General features: G+C 58.2%; 18 protein-coding genes and 1 pseudogene. 9 read left to right on the forward strand and 10 right to left on the reverse strand.

What is annotated here, in order from left to right; genetic code table 11:
• Nucleotides 1–90 precede the first annotated feature (90 nt).
• A complete protein-coding gene (locus AC6CWS_RS10825) occupies nucleotides 91–711 on the forward strand; it encodes a hypothetical protein (protein WP_023290731.1) in 621 nt (206 codons plus the stop codon).
• 54 nt (nucleotides 712–765) lie between these two features.
• Here the strand turns inward: AC6CWS_RS10825 and AC6CWS_RS10830 are convergent, their stop codons facing one another.
• Complete coding sequence (locus AC6CWS_RS10830; protein ID WP_369821817.1) at nucleotides 766–1,590, reverse strand: transporter substrate-binding domain-containing protein; 825 nt, start codon at nucleotides 1,588–1,590, stop codon at nucleotides 766–768.
• 492 nt (nucleotides 1,591–2,082) lie between these two features.
• Between AC6CWS_RS10830 and AC6CWS_RS10835 the strand changes: the two genes are divergently transcribed.
• Nucleotides 2,083–2,634 carry a fimbrial protein gene (locus AC6CWS_RS10835; protein ID WP_065883392.1) on the forward strand — a complete coding sequence of 184 codons (552 nt, stop codon included), beginning with the start codon at nucleotides 2,083–2,085 and terminating at the stop codon, nucleotides 2,632–2,634.
• Between the two features lie 36 nt (nucleotides 2,635–2,670).
• Complete coding sequence (locus AC6CWS_RS10840; RefSeq protein WP_065883394.1) at nucleotides 2,671–3,360, forward strand: fimbrial biogenesis chaperone; 690 nt, start codon at nucleotides 2,671–2,673, stop codon at nucleotides 3,358–3,360.
• Here the strand turns inward: AC6CWS_RS10840 and AC6CWS_RS10845 are convergent.
• The 5 genes from AC6CWS_RS10845 to exaC all read right to left on the reverse strand — a co-directional run bounded on the left by AC6CWS_RS10845 (nucleotide 3,357) and on the right by exaC (nucleotide 10,709).
• Nucleotides 3,357–4,451, reverse strand: a complete 1,095-nt coding sequence (locus AC6CWS_RS10845) for a fimbrial protein (RefSeq protein WP_065883397.1) — start codon at nucleotides 4,449–4,451, stop codon at nucleotides 3,357–3,359. The genes AC6CWS_RS10840 and AC6CWS_RS10845 overlap by 4 nt on opposite strands.
• 7 nt (nucleotides 4,452–4,458) lie before the next feature.
• Nucleotides 4,459–7,014: a fimbria/pilus outer membrane usher protein gene (locus AC6CWS_RS10850; protein ID WP_049013863.1), complete on the reverse strand. Its 2,556-nt coding sequence runs from the start codon at nucleotides 7,012–7,014 to the stop codon at nucleotides 4,459–4,461.
• 36 nt (nucleotides 7,015–7,050) lie between these two features.
• Nucleotides 7,051–7,713 carry a fimbrial biogenesis chaperone gene (locus AC6CWS_RS10855; protein WP_023290737.1) on the reverse strand — a complete coding sequence of 221 codons (663 nt, stop codon included), beginning with the start codon at nucleotides 7,711–7,713 and terminating at the stop codon, nucleotides 7,051–7,053.
• A 194-nt stretch (nucleotides 7,714–7,907) separates the two neighbouring features.
• Entirely contained in the window at nucleotides 7,908–8,489 is a 582-nt protein-coding gene (locus AC6CWS_RS10860; RefSeq protein WP_065883399.1) for a fimbrial protein, read from the reverse strand.
• A gap of 699 nt (nucleotides 8,490–9,188) precedes the next feature.
• Nucleotides 9,189–10,709 (reverse strand): acetaldehyde dehydrogenase ExaC, encoded by a 1,521-nt coding sequence (exaC, locus tag AC6CWS_RS10865; protein ID WP_032453792.1) that lies wholly within the window; start codon nucleotides 10,707–10,709, stop codon nucleotides 9,189–9,191.
• A gap of 263 nt (nucleotides 10,710–10,972) precedes the next feature.
• Here exaC and AC6CWS_RS10870 point away from each other — a divergent pair, with 263 nt between their 5' ends.
• Nucleotides 10,973–12,760 (forward strand): sigma-54-dependent Fis family transcriptional regulator, encoded by a 1,788-nt coding sequence (locus tag AC6CWS_RS10870; RefSeq protein WP_023290740.1) that lies wholly within the window; start codon nucleotides 10,973–10,975, stop codon nucleotides 12,758–12,760.
• Between the two features lie 32 nt (nucleotides 12,761–12,792).
• Here AC6CWS_RS10870 and AC6CWS_RS10875 read toward each other — a convergent pair whose 3' ends face one another.
• Nucleotides 12,793–13,689 carry a LysR family transcriptional regulator gene (locus tag AC6CWS_RS10875; protein WP_065883400.1) on the reverse strand — a complete coding sequence of 299 codons (897 nt, stop codon included), beginning with the start codon at nucleotides 13,687–13,689 and terminating at the stop codon, nucleotides 12,793–12,795.
• A 103-nt stretch (nucleotides 13,690–13,792) separates the two neighbouring features.
• Here AC6CWS_RS10875 and AC6CWS_RS10880 point away from each other — a divergent pair, with 103 nt between their 5' ends.
• The 3 genes and pseudogenes from AC6CWS_RS10880 (at nucleotide 13,793) to AC6CWS_RS10890 (ending at nucleotide 15,328) form a co-directional block, all read left to right on the forward strand.
• Nucleotides 13,793–14,398 carry an FMN-dependent NADH-azoreductase gene (locus AC6CWS_RS10880; protein ID WP_065883402.1) on the forward strand — a complete coding sequence of 202 codons (606 nt, stop codon included), beginning with the start codon at nucleotides 13,793–13,795 and terminating at the stop codon, nucleotides 14,396–14,398.
• A gap of 76 nt (nucleotides 14,399–14,474) precedes the next feature.
• A complete protein-coding gene (locus AC6CWS_RS10885; protein ID WP_002914277.1) occupies nucleotides 14,475–14,774 on the forward strand; it encodes an ArsR/SmtB family transcription factor in 300 nt (99 codons plus the stop codon).
• A 7-nt stretch (nucleotides 14,775–14,781) separates the two neighbouring features.
• Nucleotides 14,782–15,328, forward strand: a pseudogene (locus tag AC6CWS_RS10890) (rhodanese family protein).
• Here the strand turns inward: AC6CWS_RS10890 and lpxO are convergent.
• Nucleotides 15,309–16,211, reverse strand: coding sequence for a lipid A hydroxylase LpxO (gene lpxO, locus AC6CWS_RS10895; protein ID WP_065812313.1), 903 nt, complete (start codon nucleotides 16,209–16,211; stop codon nucleotides 15,309–15,311). The pseudogene AC6CWS_RS10890 and the gene lpxO overlap by 20 nt on opposite strands.
• A 204-nt stretch (nucleotides 16,212–16,415) precedes the next feature.
• Between lpxO and AC6CWS_RS10900 the strand changes: the two genes are divergently transcribed.
• Nucleotides 16,416–16,595, forward strand: coding sequence for a GDFGVC terminal motif YodC-like protein (locus AC6CWS_RS10900; protein ID WP_065883406.1), 180 nt, complete (start codon nucleotides 16,416–16,418; stop codon nucleotides 16,593–16,595).
• A 74-nt stretch (nucleotides 16,596–16,669) separates the two neighbouring features.
• On the opposite strand, the gene stpA is transcribed toward AC6CWS_RS10900, so the two are convergent.
• Nucleotides 16,670–17,071 carry a DNA-binding protein StpA gene (stpA, locus tag AC6CWS_RS10905; RefSeq protein WP_065883441.1) on the reverse strand — a complete coding sequence of 134 codons (402 nt, stop codon included), beginning with the start codon at nucleotides 17,069–17,071 and terminating at the stop codon, nucleotides 16,670–16,672.
• Between the two features lie 728 nt (nucleotides 17,072–17,799).
• Here stpA and alaE point away from each other — a divergent pair.
• The gene (alaE, locus tag AC6CWS_RS10910) at nucleotides 17,800–18,249 is read left to right on the forward strand and encodes an L-alanine exporter AlaE (RefSeq protein ID WP_004205719.1); all 450 of its coding nucleotides are present in this window, start codon (nucleotides 17,800–17,802) and stop codon (nucleotides 18,247–18,249) included.
• Between the two features lie 78 nt (nucleotides 18,250–18,327).
• Here alaE and AC6CWS_RS10915 read toward each other — a convergent pair whose 3' ends face one another.
• Complete coding sequence (locus AC6CWS_RS10915) at nucleotides 18,328–18,690, reverse strand: DUF2002 family protein (RefSeq protein WP_002914291.1); 363 nt, start codon at nucleotides 18,688–18,690, stop codon at nucleotides 18,328–18,330.
• Nucleotides 18,691–18,835 lie beyond the last annotated feature (145 nt).

Here is an 18,835-nt window from a genome sequence, read left to right on the forward strand (position 1 = left end):
TAAAAAACAGCCGCAAAGTCGCACAAAGTGAACAGGAACATGTATTCCCAAAACTTATGATATTTGTTTTAAAAATAAGTTGTGGTGTTAATGTCTCTGTTACGAAGCTTGCTTTTCTTTCTCGGCGCGGCGGTCGCGGCCGCCATCGCGGTACTCTGCCTGTGGGTGGATATTCGGGTATTTGGCAACGACATCCCGGAGGTGTCGCTCACCGAAGTGGTTCAGGAGAGCGTGCTGGCCGTCATCGTGCTGGTTCATCTTCTGCTGGCGCGCAAATATGCCCACCTGCGCTATAGCAATATCCTCATCGGCGGCTTCTTCCTCGCCATGCTGATCCGCGAACTGGATGGCCTGTTTGATTTACTCTCCCATGGCAGCTGGGTGTGGTTTGCCCTGCTGGCTACCGCAGGGTCCCTGCTGATGCCGCTGCGCCATTTGCGCCAGACCCTGTCGCAGCTGGCGGATTATACCCGCACCCCGTATTACGGGATGATGATCAGCGGCCTGCTGGCGATTCTGGTCTTCTCGCGGCTGTTCGGTATGCACGGCCTGTGGTACGCCGTGCTGGATGAGAACTACGCACGGGTGGTGAAAAATACGGTGGAGGAAGGCAGCGAGTCGTTTGGCTATATGCTGTGCCTGACCGCCACCCTCGGCTACGCCTGCTACTTCCGCGACCTGGCGCGACAGACGCTGTCGCCGCAGCGCTGACCGCGGCCGACAACCACCGCCGGACGCGCCCGTCGGCGGTGGGTGCATCAGCGCTTAACCGCGAATTTTCCACTTCCGTTTGAGAACCTCTTTATCCTGGCTATCCAGCCACTGGTTCACTTTCTCCAGCAGCGCCGGATTATCTTTACTCATCATATACACCTTGTCGCTGGCGGTGCCGGCGAACGGCGTCTCGTTGGCGACGCAGAACACGCCGGGCTCTTTGCTCTGGTAATAGTCGCCTTCGATCAGATCGGTCACCATCATATCGGCCGTTTTCTGCCGCAGCGCCTCCAGGTTATCGACGTTGTTCTTCACGCGAATGATCTGCGCCTGCTTAATATGCTCATCGACAAAGCTCTGGTTGGTGCCGCCAGGGTTGACGACCACCTTCACCTCCGGACGGTCTATCTTCGCCAGCGATCCAAGCCGGGGGGCGGCCTGACAGTTGGCTAAGGCGATTTTACCGTTCGCCACCACCGGGTGGCTGAGGGCGAAGTCCTTCGCCCGCGCCGGGGTCTGCGTCACGCCGCCCATCGCAATATCAAACTTGTCCGCCTGCAGATCGGCGGCGAGCGCCGGCCAGCTGGTGTAGACGAAGCTCACCTTCAGCCCCAGCGTGCGCCCGAGATCGCGGGCCATGTCCACGTCATAGCCCTGCAGCTCGCCGGCGGTATTGCGAAACGCCAGCGGGGCGTAGTCGCCCGGCACGCCGACCTTCAGTTCACCGCTGCGCTCAATGGTTTGCATATCGCGCGCCTGGGCGCCGCAGGTCATTATCGCCAGCGTCAGCGCCAGCCCCACCGTCAGTTTCATCTCGCCATCCTTATTGTTATCGGGTTTTCGCGCCGGGGTGGCCGGCCGCTTCTCAGTCAACATCATCCGCAGCGCGTAACAGGGAATTCATCCTATTTTTAAACATCGGGACATACAACCCGACGATCGGGTTGCCGATCGCAAATCTGACAACGAAACAGGGCTATCGCCCGGTGAATGATTTCTCATCCGCCGGGCGTAGCTTTACGCCAGCGATCGTATTTTCCAGACTGACATCGTGCCGAATTAAGCACAAAAAACAGCAGCAAGAGAGAAGTAACCAATTGAATTAATGGATAATTTATTTAAATGCACGATATTTCGCGTTCAGACACCGATAACTACCGTCTTATTTACTCCAGCATTCCTCCACAGTACTATCCCGGAAAACGCAGGTAATAAATAACAAGCATATATTAATTCCAGGCGACAATATATTTGCCAAATAAATGAATTAATAAAAAACATGCCCGATTAAAATCATTTTGTGCCGTATCTGACCCGTAAAATAATGACCCTGGCGCCAGGTTTACCGGCACGACAGGAGGAATGAAAATGAAAATAACCATGCTGGGTCTGGCGATGCTCTTCGTCGGACTGGCCGTCGGCCCGGTTTACGCGGCAGACGGTACGCTAAATTTCATCGGCAGGGTCGTGAACGGCGCCTGCAAACTCGAAGGGGCGGGCAATAACGGAGCCATCGACATCAGCATGGGCAATATTCCGCTGTCGAGACTGAAAAATAGCCAGTCGGGTACCGGGCCAGCGGTCGGCGTCGATATTCGCGTCAAAGATTGCGAGAAAGGCACCTACTACATTGTGGTGGATGGCCCCTCTCCCACCGCCACGCCTGAAAATCATGTGCTGGCCCTCAACGATAGCGGTAAGCCGGCCGGTAGCGTGGGTATTCTGCTCACCGACCGTACGGGGACGCCGCTCGGCCTTGATGCACACCTCGACCCGCAGCACGATCCCCGCATCGAGATCCCGGTGGACGGCGGCTCCGGCACCTTCAGGCTGAAAGCCTTCTATTATACCTGGGATAAAGCCCACGTACTCCCCGGCGATGGCAACGCAACGGCCCGGTTCACCATTATGCAAGAATAGCTTCCCGGTCAGGGATGAGACGCAAAGGGAGCGAAGATGAAAATACAGCTGGCTGTTCTGTTTAGCGCCATGACCTTTCAGGCCTGCGCCGGGATCTCCATCGATGCCACGCGGGTGGTCTACTCAGGAAAAGACAAAGCCGCCACCCTGAACATTCATAACCGCAGCCGCACACCTTATAAAGTGCAGATCTGGCTGGACGCCGGGCTCAACAGGTCGCGCGTCGACCTGCCGATGGTGGCGACCCCGCCGCTGGTCTATTTATCCCCCCAGCAAAGCGCCCAGCTGCGCTTTATCTATCACGGCGGCGGGCTCCCCGCCGATCGGGAAAGCCTGTACTGGGTCAATATTCAGGAGAATCCGCCGCCGTCAGACGGTAACCATACGCTGCAGTTTATCGTCCGCACCCGCCTGAAGCTGTTTTATCGTCCTCCTGCCATCGCCACCACCCTCGCCAGAGAGGTGCAAAAGCTGCAGTGGCAGCAGAGCGGCAATAACCTGCGCTTGACTAACTCAGGCCCACTGCATATCACCCTGGTCAACGGGGCGCTGATCGATAATAAAGGCCACATTTCGCCAATGAGAAACGTGATGCTCCGGCCGTACAGCAGCTATACCGTGTCAACGACCGACAGCGCTCGCCTGTACAAGCTGAACTATATCGACGATGACGGCGCGGTGGTGGCGATCCCCCTTCAGGCGGCCTATGCTCCGGCCCCACGCTAGTTATACTCGAGGGCGAAGGTCACCATGCTGTCGGCTGTGCCCGCCGTCACCGTGGCGTCAGTTTGCACATACTGGGCGTTAAAATTAATGGCCTCAGCCGTGCCGGCGTTACTGCCGGTTACCCTTTTCAGGATCGGCAAGTTGCTGGCCTCATTGATTTTAACGCTGGTGCCATCGGACACTGCCGCGCCGGGGTTATTGCCGTAGGTCAGCTTCACGCCGACGCCGCTGGCGCTGTTGCTGGCCTTGCTTAGCGCCAGGGTATCACTCTCCACGCTGACGCCGAAAAAGCCGATGCGCACATCGGTCGGCGTCGGACAGAACACCGGGATCGAAAAGCGCTTCGCCTGGCCGCCGGTGCTCCCTTTACCGTGAAACTCCGCCCGGTTTACCGTGCCCAGACTGACCTGGATCGTTGAGGTCGCCACCTGGCAGCTGCCGCTGCTGCCAATGTCCACGTTCAGGGCGGCGATATCAATGCTGACCGGCGCGCTGGCGACAAAGCCGGCGTTCCCGTTGGCCTGCTGTTCAATGGTCACCTCCCCCACCTGCGGCAGCGGCGGCGAGTTGGTATGCGTCCCGTCAGCCAGCTGTACCGTACCGGTCTTATAGAAGGTTACCGCGATCCTGACCGTCGTCTGCTGCTGCGTCATGAGCGCCGGGAGCATCGTGCTGTCGCAGACCACCACCGACTCGCCGCCAGCGGAGTGGCTGCCGTCGATAGCGCGCATCGGGCCGCCGGCGCACTGGAAGCTAAGCGAGTAGCCGATGCCGTCGATGGCGCTGGGGTAGACGTGCTGTCCGTTAATCACCACAGGCGAGCCGCCGGTTTTCAGTTGTTTGTAGACAATGCGTTTGGCGCTCGCCGTCGGCAGCTGCAGGTCGCAGGAAAAGGGGATCCCGCTGCCGTTATCCGCCATCGCGCTGGTCATCTGGGTATTGACCGGCAGCGTGGGCAAATACTTGATATTGGGAATATTGACGGTGGTCTGGCCGATATTCGCGCGGCAGTTTTCAGCCCGCGCGCCGGGAAGATAGCCGCTCAGCGCCAGCAAAAAGAGAAAAGGAAGTAGACGAAAAACAGATTTCATAGCCGCCTCAGCGTGACTGGCACAGCCCGGAGACGGTTTTCACCGTATTCAGACTCTGCTGTGGGTTATCCGCAAGATGAAAATGCATCGTGCAACTCTGCGACTGGTTATTGACGACCCAGCTCACCGCCAGGGTTCCCTCCTGCGGCACGCCGCTGAGGTACACCTGACCGCCGTCGGCTACCATGCCGCCCGGCGCATTGCCGCTCTCCTCCGTCCCGACCAACCGTGCGCTGGCGCCAAAGGGTAACGGCCCCTGCGCGTTGCGCAGGGTAAATAGCACCCGGTTGCCTATGCGGGTCCGGTAGTTGGCCATCACCACCGCGCCGCCGCCGGGGATCACCGTCTGACCCTGCTGGTCGACGTCGGTATCATCCGCCATCGACTCCGTGTCGAGGGTAATGACATTTTTCCGGTAGGTGGTCAGAGACGGCACCACGGCATAACCGCGCCAGTCGGTGTGCACATTGTTGCCGTTTTGCACCGCCACGCCGGCAGCCCCCGGCGCGCGGACGATGGCGAAGCTCTCGCCCACCGTCTGACCGAAGGTCACGCCGTGCGGATGCGCGACCACCGAGCCGGCGCCTCCCCAGGTCAGCTGATTACTGGCGGCGTCATGGCGATAGCCGAGCTGCGCGTTGCCGAAGCCGCCGTGGTAGTCCAGGGCGACGCTGCTGTTGGTCCCCCGCCCCTGGTTGCCGTAGCCCTGCTGAACCGAGTAGAACAGATTCGGCCGCGTCGGCACCGCGCCATACAGCGACACCTGCTGCGAGGTATAGCCATTGCTGTCCGAGGTAGTGTTGTAGCTCACCGCGCTGTCGGACAGCGGACCGCCCAGCGGAATATTGATATTGAAAGACCAGGAGCGGTCATTTTTTTGCTGGCCGCTGGCGCGAGTGTAGTAATAGCCCACGCCCCAGGAGATCCCTTTCCAGGCGCTGTAGAACCCGAGATGCACCGTCTCATCCCGACTCTGCCGGTGCCAGTATTCCTGCGACCAGGCGGAAACCGCCAGACTGCCCAGACCGCCGAGGCGTTGTGACACTGACACTTCCTCCCGGCGGCGCCGGTTGTCCACCTGCCCCTGCGCGCTTTCGAGGGCGCTGGCTTCGGCAAAATCGTAATAGCCGCTGGAGGAGTAGCGATAGCTGGCGAGGCTGAACGTGGTGCCCGAGCTGACGAAATCTTTCTGATACTGAGCGCGCAGCGAATGGCCCGCATAGCGCTTGCCCGACGGGGTACGGGTGACGGCCTGGGTGACGTCGCCTCCCAGCGAACCGAACTCGCCAAAGCCGCGGCCCAGACCCAGCGCCCACGACTGATAGTCCTGGGCCAGCTGCGTGCCGCCGTAGAGGGTAAATCCCGCCGACAGACCATAGAACAGGGTGCCCTGCAGGAATTCCGGCGAGCGCACCGAATCCGCCCCGGAGTGGTAGCGACCGGCGCTGAGGCTGAATTTGCCGCGCCCTTCGCGCAGCATGTACGGCACGGCGGAATAGGGCTGGGTAAAGGTACGCACCGAACCATTGCTTTCGGTCACCTTCACCTCCAGATCGCCGCTCTGCGAGGTGGGATAAAGATCGCTGATGGCGAACGCCCCCGGCGACACGAAGGTTTCGTAGATCACATACCCGTGCTGGGAGACGGTCACTTTGGCATTGCTGTGCGCCACGCCGCGGATGGTAGGGGCAAAGCCGCGCTGGCTGTCCGGGAGCATCTCATCGTCAGACATCAGCTGGACGCCGCGAAACGGGATGCTGTCAAACACATCGCCGGTGGTGTAAGTATCGCCGATCCGCAGCAGGCTCTTCAGCGAGCGGACGTCGCGCTGCAGCCAGGTGCTTTGTGAATCCCAGTGCCGGCGCTGCTGGTCGTACTGCATTGAGGAGATATTGCGCAGCCGCCAGGCGCCCAGGTTCACGCCGCTGCGTAAATTGAGATAGTTTGAGCGGCTGCTCTCCCCTTCATCGGCATTCTTTATCTGCGCGCCGGAAAAATAGTAATCGACAAACGCGGCCGGCACGCCATCGTCCCAGCGCGAGGGATCGACATAGCCGCGGCTTTGCACGTTCATCGCCGCCTGGGGAATGCTCAGCGTCAGGCGCTGGTTAGCGAAGGTGAAGCGGCTGCTGGCGTCGGGAATAAATTTCTCGATCCGGGTGAAGGTCTCACCTTCATGCAGCGTTTGAAAAGCCGGAAACGCGCTGACGTTGACCCCATAATCCGCCAGCTGCCCGGGCGTCAGCACCGGCTGCAGCTGCCCGCCATCGTCAACAAAGGTGATATTGGCCTGGCCCAGCTCCTGGTCGTTAACCACCACGGTGACAGGATAAGTCCCCGGCTGCTGCCCGCCGGGTTTGGCGAAGTAGTGCAGATCGGAGGTTTGCTGCTGCGGGTCGGCAAACTCCAGCGCCGCCGGATCAAAATAGTCGTCGGCCAGCGCCCGGCTCAGCGGGCTGAGACAGCACATCATCGTCGGCAGCGTCGCCAGCGCCAGCGCCCGTCCGGCGGTGACGGGCAACGCGGCATACTCCCGCACCCTGGCTGTTGTTATTCTTTTCATGCTGGCGCCGTCCGGTAAGCTCATCACAAAGGGGAATTACTGCTGGGCGTAATCGCTGACGCCGCCGTAGTCGTTAATCGCCCGCCATTTGACGGTGCCGTGCCCGCTCACCGGCCACGTTTTCTCGCCAAAGGGGGCCACCATGCCAGGCTCGTCGATTGCCTGCCCGCCCACCTCGACGGCGTAAAAAGAGACAAAATAGGGAGTGGGGTTTGCCACCGTCAGATGGCCGCCGGACTGGCTAAACTTCAGCTGCTGCCAGGCTTTAGCCGGGTCGCCCGCCAGGCCGTTGGGGCGATAAAAGATTTTGAATTTCGACTTAATATTGACCTGCAGCTTGTTCACCTCGCCCTTGGGCGTCGGGGCGATACTTTTGACGTTCAGCCAGTAGACCGATTCACGGTCGCTGGGCAGCGAGGCGCCAATAAAGTTAATGCGCAGGACGTTATTTTGCTCCGGATCGAGACGGAATAAGGGCGGCGTAACAATAAAGGGCACCTTGGCCTTATCGTTTTCCGCGTAATTTTCCACCCACGACTGCACCAGATAGGGCGTATGGGTATCGGCATTAGTGACTGAAATAGCGGCTTCACGCTTCCCTTCCTGATAAATCACACGGGTTCCACCCATGACAATACCGGCCTGCGCTGCCGTGGAGCACAGCAGAAAGGCCGCAACGGCAATTATTTTCTTCATCATGACTTACCATCAGGTAAAGGTTGAACAAACAGTAAAATAAAGCAGGGATTATCAGAGCCAGTACCCGTCGGGATAATTAGCAAAAACAACTATACCGTCACGAATATATTTCGTGACTTTATGACAGTTATCACTTTAGCTATCTGCAATTAATCAGGACGCAGTGGACTGACTCTGAATAGCGCGCAATATGATTAGTTATAAATCATATTGAAATTAGCCGTACCGTTGGCATTGCCAGCCTTCACCGCACCGGTGGAGATATAGTTGGCGAAAAACTCGAGGTCGGCAGTGCCGGTGCCGGCAGTCGCGCCCGCAACGACATTTTTGGCTTTCGACACGCTGCCGAGGCTGACCGCCGTAGACTTGTCATCTTCATACAGCTTGATCGCCACGCCAGCGGCGCCGCCGGTGGTCGCCAACAGCGTGTTATCAGACTGATCGCGCGCGCCGTCAAACAGCACCGCGACATTTGTCACGCTGGCAGGGCAATCTTTTACTTTGATATGGAAAGGCGTTTTGGTGGTTTCAAAACCTGTGCTGGTAAAATAGGTGCTGGCCCATTTGCCCAGATCCACCGTCTGGCTGGTGGATGCGCTGTCGATATTGCAGGAGCTGTCGGTGATTGATCCATTGAAGATAACCTGTCCGCCGGTACCCTGGGTACCCGCGCTGGAGCCAGGGTTAACGTTAATGGTTGGCGTAGTAACAGAAATTGCAGCGCCAGAAACCAGCGCTCCCATGAGAATTGCCATAATACGAAGTTGCGTTTTCATTATTTATCTCATCGTTAACGAATATATTTTCCCGTCATCGACAATAGCCCCATGGCTATCGCGAAACGGCTCGTCCGTTCCTCCCTGTAAATGTTCATTGCGTTCCTTCCGCAGGATAATCGGCACACGTCCTTTGACTCCGCTTTATTTCGCCGAAAGGTGGCCATGAATAACAAGCAGAAGAAAAAGAGTTATTTTGATGTGCGAAATAAATATATTACCCGATGTAAAAAAAGGCAACCTGATGAAATGTTACATACAGGTTAACGATTATACTCGGCATAAAGTTATTTTTTGAAATGGCATTTCAATGTTAATTTACATATCTATACAAAAGAAAATTAAATACCTCTCAACAACAACACGTCCATTTTATTAACAAATTTAAAGGTAATTGCTCAAAAAAGCGTCTTGTTTTATTGTGCTCAAACCCGTTGCCACTAAAAAATTAGGAATTTTCCTGGTATTAATCTTCATCATTTCTACACAAATTAAGGCAAAGCGCTCCTGACCCGCGCTGTAATTTCTTGTTCTGGAAGTGTTTTTGTTTTCAAATGAAAGCCATTACTTCATTAACCCAAATGTATTGCCGTTATCCGCCACCGTAACCGCTCCCTTTCACCGGGTTATTTTGACGCAAAAAAAATCCGCAACCCGAACGGATTGCGGACTGAGGATCAATCAGTAATGAGATGGGCTTCAGAACAGGCCCAGCGGCGCGGTGCCGTAGCTCACCAGCAGGTTTTTGGTTTGCTGATAGGCATCCAGCGCCATCTTATGCGTTTCCCGCCCGACGCCGGACTGTTTATAGCCGCCGAACGCCGCATGTGCCGGGTAGACATGATAACAGTTGGTCCATACGCGACCGGCCTGAATACCGCGCCCCATGCGATAGGCGAGGTTGGTATCGCGCGTCCACACCCCAGCGCCGAGGCCAAACTGGGTCTCATTGGCGATAGCCAGCGCTTCCGCTTCGTCCTTAAAGGTGGTCACCCCGATCACCGGCCCAAAGATCTCCTCCTGGAAGGAGCGCATATCGTTGCGACCTTTAATCAGCGTGGGCTGAATATAAAAACCATTATCCAGCGCCGGCGCGATCGCCGCCCGCTCGCCGCCGGTGAGGATTTGTCCGCCCTCTTCCCGGGCAATCTGAATATAGGAGAGGATCTTGTCGAACTGCTGGCGGGAAGCCTGGGCGCCGATCATGGTGTCGGTATCTAACGGATCGCCGCGACGGATCTGCGCCACCTTCTCCATGACCCGCGCCATAAAGGGCTCATAAATGGATTCATGGATCAGCGCCCGCGACGGGCAAGTACAGACCTCACCCTGGTTGAAGAAACCGAGCACCAGCCCCTCCACCGCCTTCTCAATAAACTCCTCTTCCCCCTCCATCACGTCGGCGAAGTAAATATTGGGCGATTTGCCCCCCAGCTCGACGGTGCAGGGGATAATATTCTCCGCCGCGCAGGCGAGAATATGTCGCCCGACCGGCGTGGAGCCGGTAAACGCCAGCTTGGCGATACGCTTGCTGGTGGCCAGCGCCTCGCCCGCCTCTTTGCCGAAGCCCTGCACCACGTTCAGCACCCCCGCCGGGAACAGATCGCCTATCAGCTCCAGCAGCAGGGTAATACTCAGCGGCGTCTGTTCTGCCGGCTTGAGCACCACGCAGTTCCCCGCCGCCAGGGCCGGGGCCAGCTTCCACGCGGCCATCAGCAGCGGGAAGTTCCACGGGATAATCTGACCGACCACCCCCAGCGGTTCATGGAAATGGTAAGCCACCGTGGTTTCGTCAATTTCGGCAGTGCTTCCCTCCTGGGCGCGCAGGCAGCCGGCGAAGTAGCGAAAGTGATCCACCGCCAGCGGCAGGTCGGCATTCAGCGTTTCGCGGATCGGTTTGCCGTTGTCCCAGCTCTCCGCCACCGCCAGATATTCCAGATGCTGTTCAATACGGTCGGCGACCTGCAGCAGCAGCCTGGAGCGCTGTTGCACTGAGGTTTTGCCCCACGCCGGCGCCGCACGGTGGGCGGCGTCGAGGGCGAAGTCAATGTCTCTGGCGTCCGACCGGGGAAACTGCGCAATGTTGCTGCCGTCTACCGGGGAGGTATTCATAAAGAATTCACCGCTCAGCGGCTCGACAAATTTACCGTCAATAAAGTTGCCGTAAGCGGATTTCAATGAAACCAGGGCGCCGGGCTGGCCAGGGTGTGCATAACGCATCGCAAATCTCCTTCTGTAGGGTTGAGACGCAGCGGCATATTGATTTTTTAAACTTGCCGCCGAACGCTTCTCACTTTGCAGGGGTTATGCCAGTTTTTCATTTTCTCTAAATATCTTCATTTATTAACAGGTTGCATTCACTGACTGGGCAGATGGTCAGCCACTGTCGCACGGGTTTCCACTTATGTGTTGCAAATCGCAACACCAAATAAACCAAATAGCTACAATATTGCAACACAGCAACATCGACCCAGAGGTGCCCTGTGCCAGGCAATCCCTTTCTTCTCGCCCCAGAGGTTAACGCCAATCCCCTGCTGAGCGATTCATGGTCTCGCTGCCAGCGCTACGGCCTGGATCCCGCCACCGAGGATTTTCCCCGCCTCGACGCCGGCGAGCTGGCGGACCGGCTCGCCAGCCACCGCAGCCTGCAGCAGCTGGCGCAGCCGGTGGTGGAAGCCCTGTCGCGCCAGGTGGCGGACCTGCAGTCGGTGGTGATCCTCTCCGACCCCGGCGGTCTGGTGCTCCATACCGTCGGCGATACCCAGGCGATGCAGAAGGCTCAGCGCGTCGCGCTGGCGCCGGGCAATCTGTGGAGCGAAAGCGGACGCGGGACCAACGCCATCGGCACCGCGCTGGCGATTGACGACGGCTGCGAAATCGATGGCCGTCAGCACTTTCTCACCCGCAACCAGAATTTGTACTGCGCGGCGATGCCGCTCCAGCGGCCGGACGGAAGCATCGCCGGCGTGCTGGATATCTCCGGCCCGGCGGATTTTCCCCACCAGCACACCTTTGGCTGGGTGAAAGCAGCGGCAAAGCAGATTGAGTATCTGTGGGTGAAGCAGAGCCTGCATCCTGAGCAGTGGCTGATGAGCCTCCACCGGCAGGTGGACAAACTCGACAGCGTGGAGGAACTGCTGTTGGTCTTTTCCGACAACGTCCTTACCGCCGGCAACCGGCTGGCGATGCGCGAGTTCGGCCTGAGCGCGGCGCAGTTTGGCCAGCTCACCTTTGCGTCGCTTTTTCCGACGCTGACGCAAACGGCGGTCAGCGTTCCCCTGCCCCTGACCACCCCGCAGGGCCGCTATCACTATCGCCTGCGCGAGCCCACCCGCCGCCGGGTGGCGGTGAGTGCCCCGCCGGCCATGCAGCTCCCCTTCACCAGCCCGCGGGAAGGCGAAAAGCTGCTCCGGCTGCTTAACGCCGGCATCGCGCTCTGTATTGAGGGGGAAACCGGCAGCGGCAAAGAGTATGTCAGCCGCACGCTGCACCAGCACAGCCGCTGGCGCAGCGGTAAATTCGTCGCCATTAACTGCGCCGCCATTCCGGAATCGCTGATCGAGTCCGAGCTTTTCGGCTACCAGCCAGGGGCGTTTACCGGCGCCAGCAAAAACGGCTATATCGGCAAAATCCGCGAGGCCGAGGGCGGGGTGCTGTTTCTTGATGAGATCGGCGATATGCCGCTGGCGCTGCAGACCCGCCTTCTGCGAGTACTGCAGGAGAAAGAGGTCGCCCCGCTCGGCGCCAGCCGCAGCGTGCCGGTGAACTTCGCCCTGATCTGCGCCACGCACCGCAACCTGACCCAGCGGGTCAGCGCCGGCGAATTCCGCGAAGATCTGCTGTGGCGCCTGCGGGAGTACGCCCTGGCGCTGCCTCCGCTACGCGAGTGGCCGGCGCTGGAAACCTTTATCGCCACCCTGTGGCGCGACCTGGGCGGCGCTTCGCGCCGGGTGACGCTGTCCACCGCGCTGCTGACCCACCTCAGCCAGCTGCCGTGGCCGGGAAACGTGCGCCAGCTGCAGAGCGTCCTGAAGGTGATGCTGGCTCTGGCCGATGAGGGCGACACGCTGACGCCCGATGCGCTGCCGGACGCATACCGCGCTGCGCCTGCGCCGCTGCCGCGTGGGGGATTACAGGCCCATGACGAGCAGTTGATTGTCGATACCCTCGCCAGGGTCAACGGCAACGTCAGCCGGGCGGCGCAGATGCTGGGCATCGCCCGCAGCACGCTATACCGCCGCGCCGCCCGTGCCGGACGGCCACGCCGCTGAGGCGATGACCTAAAGCGCGCCGGCCGAGGACGCTACGCCAGACCCAGCCCCGCCCGCAGGGCATCGATCGTCACCCGCGTTTTTTGCGGCAGCCACGGCCCTTCCGGCCACACCGCGTGGATGGCGAAACGCACACGGTCGCTGGGCGCCAGAACCTGCTGCAGCGTCCCGTCGGCGAGCGCCTGCGCCACCAGCCAGTCCGGCAGCCAGGCGATGCCCATTCCCTGCTGCGCCGCCGCGGCGATGGCGGCAAAGTCATCCTGCACCAGCCACGCCTCCGGGGTGAAGCGCACTTCGCCCTGCTGCGGGTCGTAAAGTTGCCATTTTTGCAGCTGACCGTTATGCAGATAGCCGAGGGTGCGGTGCTCGCTCAGCCCGGCGATGGTCCCCGGCGCCGGCTGGCGACGCAGGTACTCCGCCGCCGCGCACAGCACCATGCCATGCTCCCCCAGCGCCCGCGCCCGTAGCAACCCGGTGTCGGCCAGGCTCCCGATACGCACCGCGAGATCAAACCCCTCTTCCAGCAGATTGACCTGCCGGTCGCTGTAGTGGAGCTCGAGCTTCAGCAATGGATAGCGCTGGCTCAGGCGGAACAGCAGCGGCGCCACGCAGCGCTGGCCAAACAGCACCGGCAGCGAAATCCGCAGCCGTCCCTGCACCTCGCCTTTGCCGCGCTGCAGCGCTTCTTCGGCCTCGCGAATGCGTCCCAGCGCCTCCCGACACTGGTGATAAAATTGCTCTCCCTCTTCCGTCAGCAGTTGCCTGCGGGTGGTGCGCTGGAATAACGCCACGCCGAGACGCGCTTCCAGCCGGGCAATGGTTTTTCCCACCGCCGATCGCGTCACGTGGAGGATCGTCGCCGCGCTGGCAAAGTTACCGCTCTCGACCACAGTGACAAACACCGGGATCGCATTCAGATCGTCGCGCACAGATTGGTTCCTTACGGGATACAATAGAGGAAAATAATGTCACTCCAGAGAGAAAAAAGACAGTGTTAGTCTCTGCTTCTATCCTTCACTTGAGGCACTCATCATGGCTAACGTTCTGGTATTAAAGTCCAGCATTAATGGCGAAACTTCCCTGACCAATCAGCTGATTAACGAATTTCTCGCGGCGCGCCAGGCGGCGGGCCGCCACGATCGGATCCGCGAACACGATCTCAGCGCTATGGCGCTGCCGACGCTGGATGGCGCGCTGTTTGCCGCCCTGCGCGGGGCGGCGGATCCGCGGCCGGCCATCCGCGCGGCGGTAGCGCTCTCCGACCAGTTTATCGCCGAGTTAAAAGCCAGCGACCTGCTGGTGATCGGCGCCCCGATGTATAACCTCAACGTCCCGACCGATCTGAAGAAATGGTTCGACCTCGTGGCGCGGGCGCGGGAAACCTTTCGCTACACCGACAACTGGCCGCAGGGGCTGGTCGAGGGCGTCCGGGCGGTGGTCGTCAGCAGCCGCGGCGGTGTTCACCAGGGAGAAACCACCGACGCCGTCACCCCCTATCTGCGCGCGGTGCTGGGGCTGATGGGGATCCATGAGGTGGAATTTATCTATGCCGAAGGGCTGGATAACCGCCCGCACGGTCGCGACGCCGGGATCGCCAGCGCCCGGGCGCAGATAGCCGATCTCGCCGTTCCGGCCTGAGTCGCGGGGAAAAAGGGGCTGGCGCTGGCGGCTTTTTTATTTTAGAGTTATCTAAATTTAGAAAAAGCTAAAATACATGACCACACCCGAAGACCTGCAGGCCCGCGCCGGCGAAGCCGCCGCGCTGATGAAAGCGATGAGCAATCCTCACCGTTTGCTGATCCTGTGCATGCTATGCGACGCGCCGCGGGCCAGCGCCGGTGAACTGGCCCGCGCTACCGGCCTGAGCCCTTCCGCCACCTCGCAGCACCTCGCGCGGATGCGTGACGAGGGGCTGATCGACAGCGAACGCGACGCTCAGCGCATCCACTATTTCATCACCCATCCTGCGGTACAGCAGGTGATCAACACGCTGAAAACGCTCTATTGCCCGTGAGGATCCTATGACCATCGCCACCTTAACCCCTGCCGAAGCCCGGGTGCAGATTGCCCAGGGTGCCAGACTGATAGATATCCGCGATGCGGATGAATACGCGCGCGAACATATTCCCGATGCCGAGCTGGTGCCGCTCGCCACCCTGAACGGCGGCGCGACCCTAAACGCCCGGGCCGGCGAGCGCGTGATCTTCCACTGCCAGGCCGGCTCCCGGACGCAGAATAACGCCATTCGTCTGGCCGCCGCCGCCGCGCCGGCGCAGGTTAGCCTGCTGGCGGGGGGGATTCAGGCATGGAAAGCCGCGGGGCTCCCGATTGAGGAAGATAAATCGCAACCGCTGCCGCTGATGCGCCAGGTGCAAATCGCCGCTGGCGTTCTGATTTTACTGGGGGTGCTGCTGGGCTATACCGTGAACGGCGGCTTTTTCCTGCTCAGCGGCGCGGTCGGCGCCGGGCTCACTTTCGCCGGGATGACCGGCTTTTGCGGCATGGCGCGCCTGCTGGCGATCATGCCGTGGAACCGGCGCCAGGGGAGTTAAAACGCACTCCAGATAAGCCAGGCAATGCCGCCGAAAAGCAGCCATTTGACGACGTAATAGACCGTCTTATTCCATTTTTTCAGCCGCTTGCCGACAATGCGGATCTGGTAGATATAGCGAAACGCCCGGTTAATTCCGCCGGTGCGATCGCTGGCGTCGTTGGGCGCCGAGGCGGCGCTCATCAGATAGCGCCCCAGCCAGTGGTTGACCTTCTGCGCCCAGCGGTAGCGCATCGGCCGTTCAATATCACAGAACAGAATCAGCCGATTCTCACCGCTGGTATTTTCCGCATAGTGGATATAGGTCTCGTCAAACAGCACCCCTTCCCCGTCGCGCCAGCTGTAGCGCTGACCATCCACCTCGATAAAGCAGCGGTCATCGTTCGGCGTCGCCAGGCCAAGATGAAAGCGCAGGGAACCGGCGTAGGGGTCGCGATGGCGCGGCAGACGGCTGCCGTCCGGCAGGGTGGCGAACATGGCCGCTTTCACCGACGGAATATCCCGCAGCAGCGCGGTAGTTTGTGGGCAAAGCTGGCTGGCGGAGGGATGGGCATCCTCATACCATTTCAGATAAAAGCGTTTCCAGCCGGTTTTAAAAAATGAGTTAAATCCGGCATCGTTATATTTATCGGCCGCTTTAATCTGCTCCAGCTGCTGGAGGCGGATGCCTTCTTCGCGAATAACCAGCCAGTTTTGTTGCAATATCGCCAGCTCGGGAAACATCTCCGGGCGCAGATAAGGCGTATTCGGCACGCGGGAAAATAAATACATAAATCCATTCAACGGCGCGGTAAATGTGGAATGGTCGGAGAGCTGTCGCCAGAAACGATAGCGCACCCGTCCGCGGTAATGGACATACAGCACAGCAATAACAATGATCAACAGAATGATATACTTCATGGTGTCTTTCCTGACCTGATTGATGGTAACCCTACCCTCGCCGTCCCCCTTGTCAGCAGCGGTATGGCGCCAGCAAAACATTAACAACATTAATACATATACCTCCAAATTGTTTTAACAAAAAAGAGCACACCCGGTGTTCAGTGCGCGGGCGTTGAGCTATGGTTTAGGTTCATCCGTGGTATTAACAGTGAGGAGTGAATGATGTTTTCTGTCGGCGATCTGGTACAACCGCGTGCGGGCGGGCCAAAACTGAAAGTGGTCGAAGTGCAGGGCGAGGCTCTGGTGGTGGTTCAGGCCGCGCAGGAGCAGGGAGAACGCTATACGCTGAAGTCAGACGAGGTGACGTCCTATCAGGAAGAGGGGGACTTCGGCGTCTGCTGAAGCCCCTCGCTGCAGGTCATAAGGCCAGGCCGGGCGGTGGGTCTCCCGCCGTCGTGGCGCTGGCCGCATCGGTTTTAAATCAAAAAGCTGTCCAGCGATTTCCCCTCGGCGACCGCCTGGGCAATCGGCTTCGGCATTCTTCCCTGGCCGGTCCAGGTTTTCTCGGCGCCGGTATGATCGGTATAACGATATTTCGCCGGGCGCGGTTTCCGCTTTTTACCGCCCGCCATCGGCGGCTGAATATCGGCCACCAGCTCGTCAGGAGAAATACCGTCGGCGCGCATCAGCTCAAGCCAGGTATTCACTTTTTCCTGATATTTCGCCTGCTGCTGCGCCGCCAGCTGCTGTTGCGTACGTATTTCTTCAGTGACGATCCTGAGCTTTTCCAGCATCTCTTCAAGCACGTCAATGGAGAATTCACGGGACAGCGCGCGCAGTGAACGGATATTATTCAGTTTGTGTAACATTGAAGACATAAAATTAAAAATTTCCAAATAGCAAATTAAAAGACACAACGCGGCAAGTGTAATAGAAACGTTTATTTATTTCCAGCCTTCGGTTATCCAGATAAATATATTATGCAGAGAGTAAACCTTTTCCAACTACCTTATATCGGGAAATCCCCGGTTCTTTTTCGCCAGCGCAGGCCAATAAGCCCCTGAATAAATAAAAACGGCGGATGGTGAGATAGGGAAATATATCAAGAAGGCGATATTACCTTTATGGTCAGCGGGTTATCCTCTTATCGTCGGTGAAGGCGCAGGCCCTCTCCGCGCGGCCAAATGAATAGTTACTCGGTCATTCAGAATAAAACGCCACATATCGTTTTAGAATTTTTCACCACAAAAACCGGCATAATGGCATAAAAACATCTAAACATGACCCTCATCACAGGCTAACGCGATTTTGCGCCACAGCGGGCGGTCAGATGCCGACCCCCTGGTCAGATACCATGGCGAAAAACAACACAACCATTTGAAATTAAAAGAATTTAATAAAACCAGCACTAAAAGTAGCGTAACGGGCAAAAAACAGACCTTCGCAGAGTATTTTATCGACAAAAAGGCAATAAATAAAAATTTATAGCTAGTTGCCACTTTTAATGCAGAGATATACTCTACGCACATCAAAACAGGCAACCCAAAAACGCTATACCAACGCGCATTTTTCGGCGTTATTGACTTCATTTTCGAGGAGCACTCCGATGTTCTCTGCGCACTCCCGCTTGCGGCATGCGGTTGCAGACACCTTTGCGATGGTGGTTTACTGCACCGTCGTCAACATGATGATCGAAATTTTTCTCTCTGGTATGACGTTTGAGCAGTCGTTATCGTCGCGCTTGGTGGCGATCCCGGTCAACATTATTATCGCTGTCCCTTACGGGATTTATCGCGACTTCGCGATGCGTCAGGCCCGGCGCATCACTCCGGCCGGCTGGATGAAAAATATGGCCGACGTGCTGGCCTACGTGACCTTTCAGTCGCCGGTTTATGTCGCCATTCTGTGGAGCGTGGGTGCGGACTGGCACCAGATTGTCGCTGCGGTGAGCTCGAACCTGGCGGTTTCAATGATGATGGGCGCCGCTTACGGCTACTTCCTCGACTATTGCCGCCGCCTGTTCCGCGTGGCGCCCTACCAGCAGGCAAAAGCCTGACCGACACGTTAACAGCGACTGGCTCTGCCAGTCGCTTCCTCCCGCCAGCCAGCTTCGCCCGGGTCTTTATCCAGCGAATTAATTCGTCGACATGGCCGGCTGGGCTTCGCCAAACAGTCCATTAAGAAAACGCTCAAGCGCCATGCGTGAGCTAAAGCCGTGCGGAATACCATAATGCTGCTGCGCATCCCCGGCTAAATACAGCGGAAACTGTTCATAATGGTCGCAGGTTTTGATATCTGAAGCCGGTTCAGCCAGCATATTGCTGCGCTCTTTTAACGCTGGATGAATAACTAACGCTGTTCGCCCCATGCGCGCTTCGCGGTTCACATAAACATAATTATCGCCGCGGCGATAGCCGTACGCTTTTTGCGTCACAACATCCATGGTGAAGCCGGCTTTTTCAAGAACACGCGCCACCTCATCGGGTCTTAAATACATACTGATTCCTCGTTATCTTTTACCGCACATTGACCTTACCTTATTCATTAAGGGCAGTGCTTTCGGAATATTCCAGAAACCACAGCAGTAAGCATAATTCAAAATCTTGTCCTACACTTACTCACTCGATGGAATTAAGGGAGAT

Source organism: Klebsiella sp. M041, from assembly GCF_059759695.1.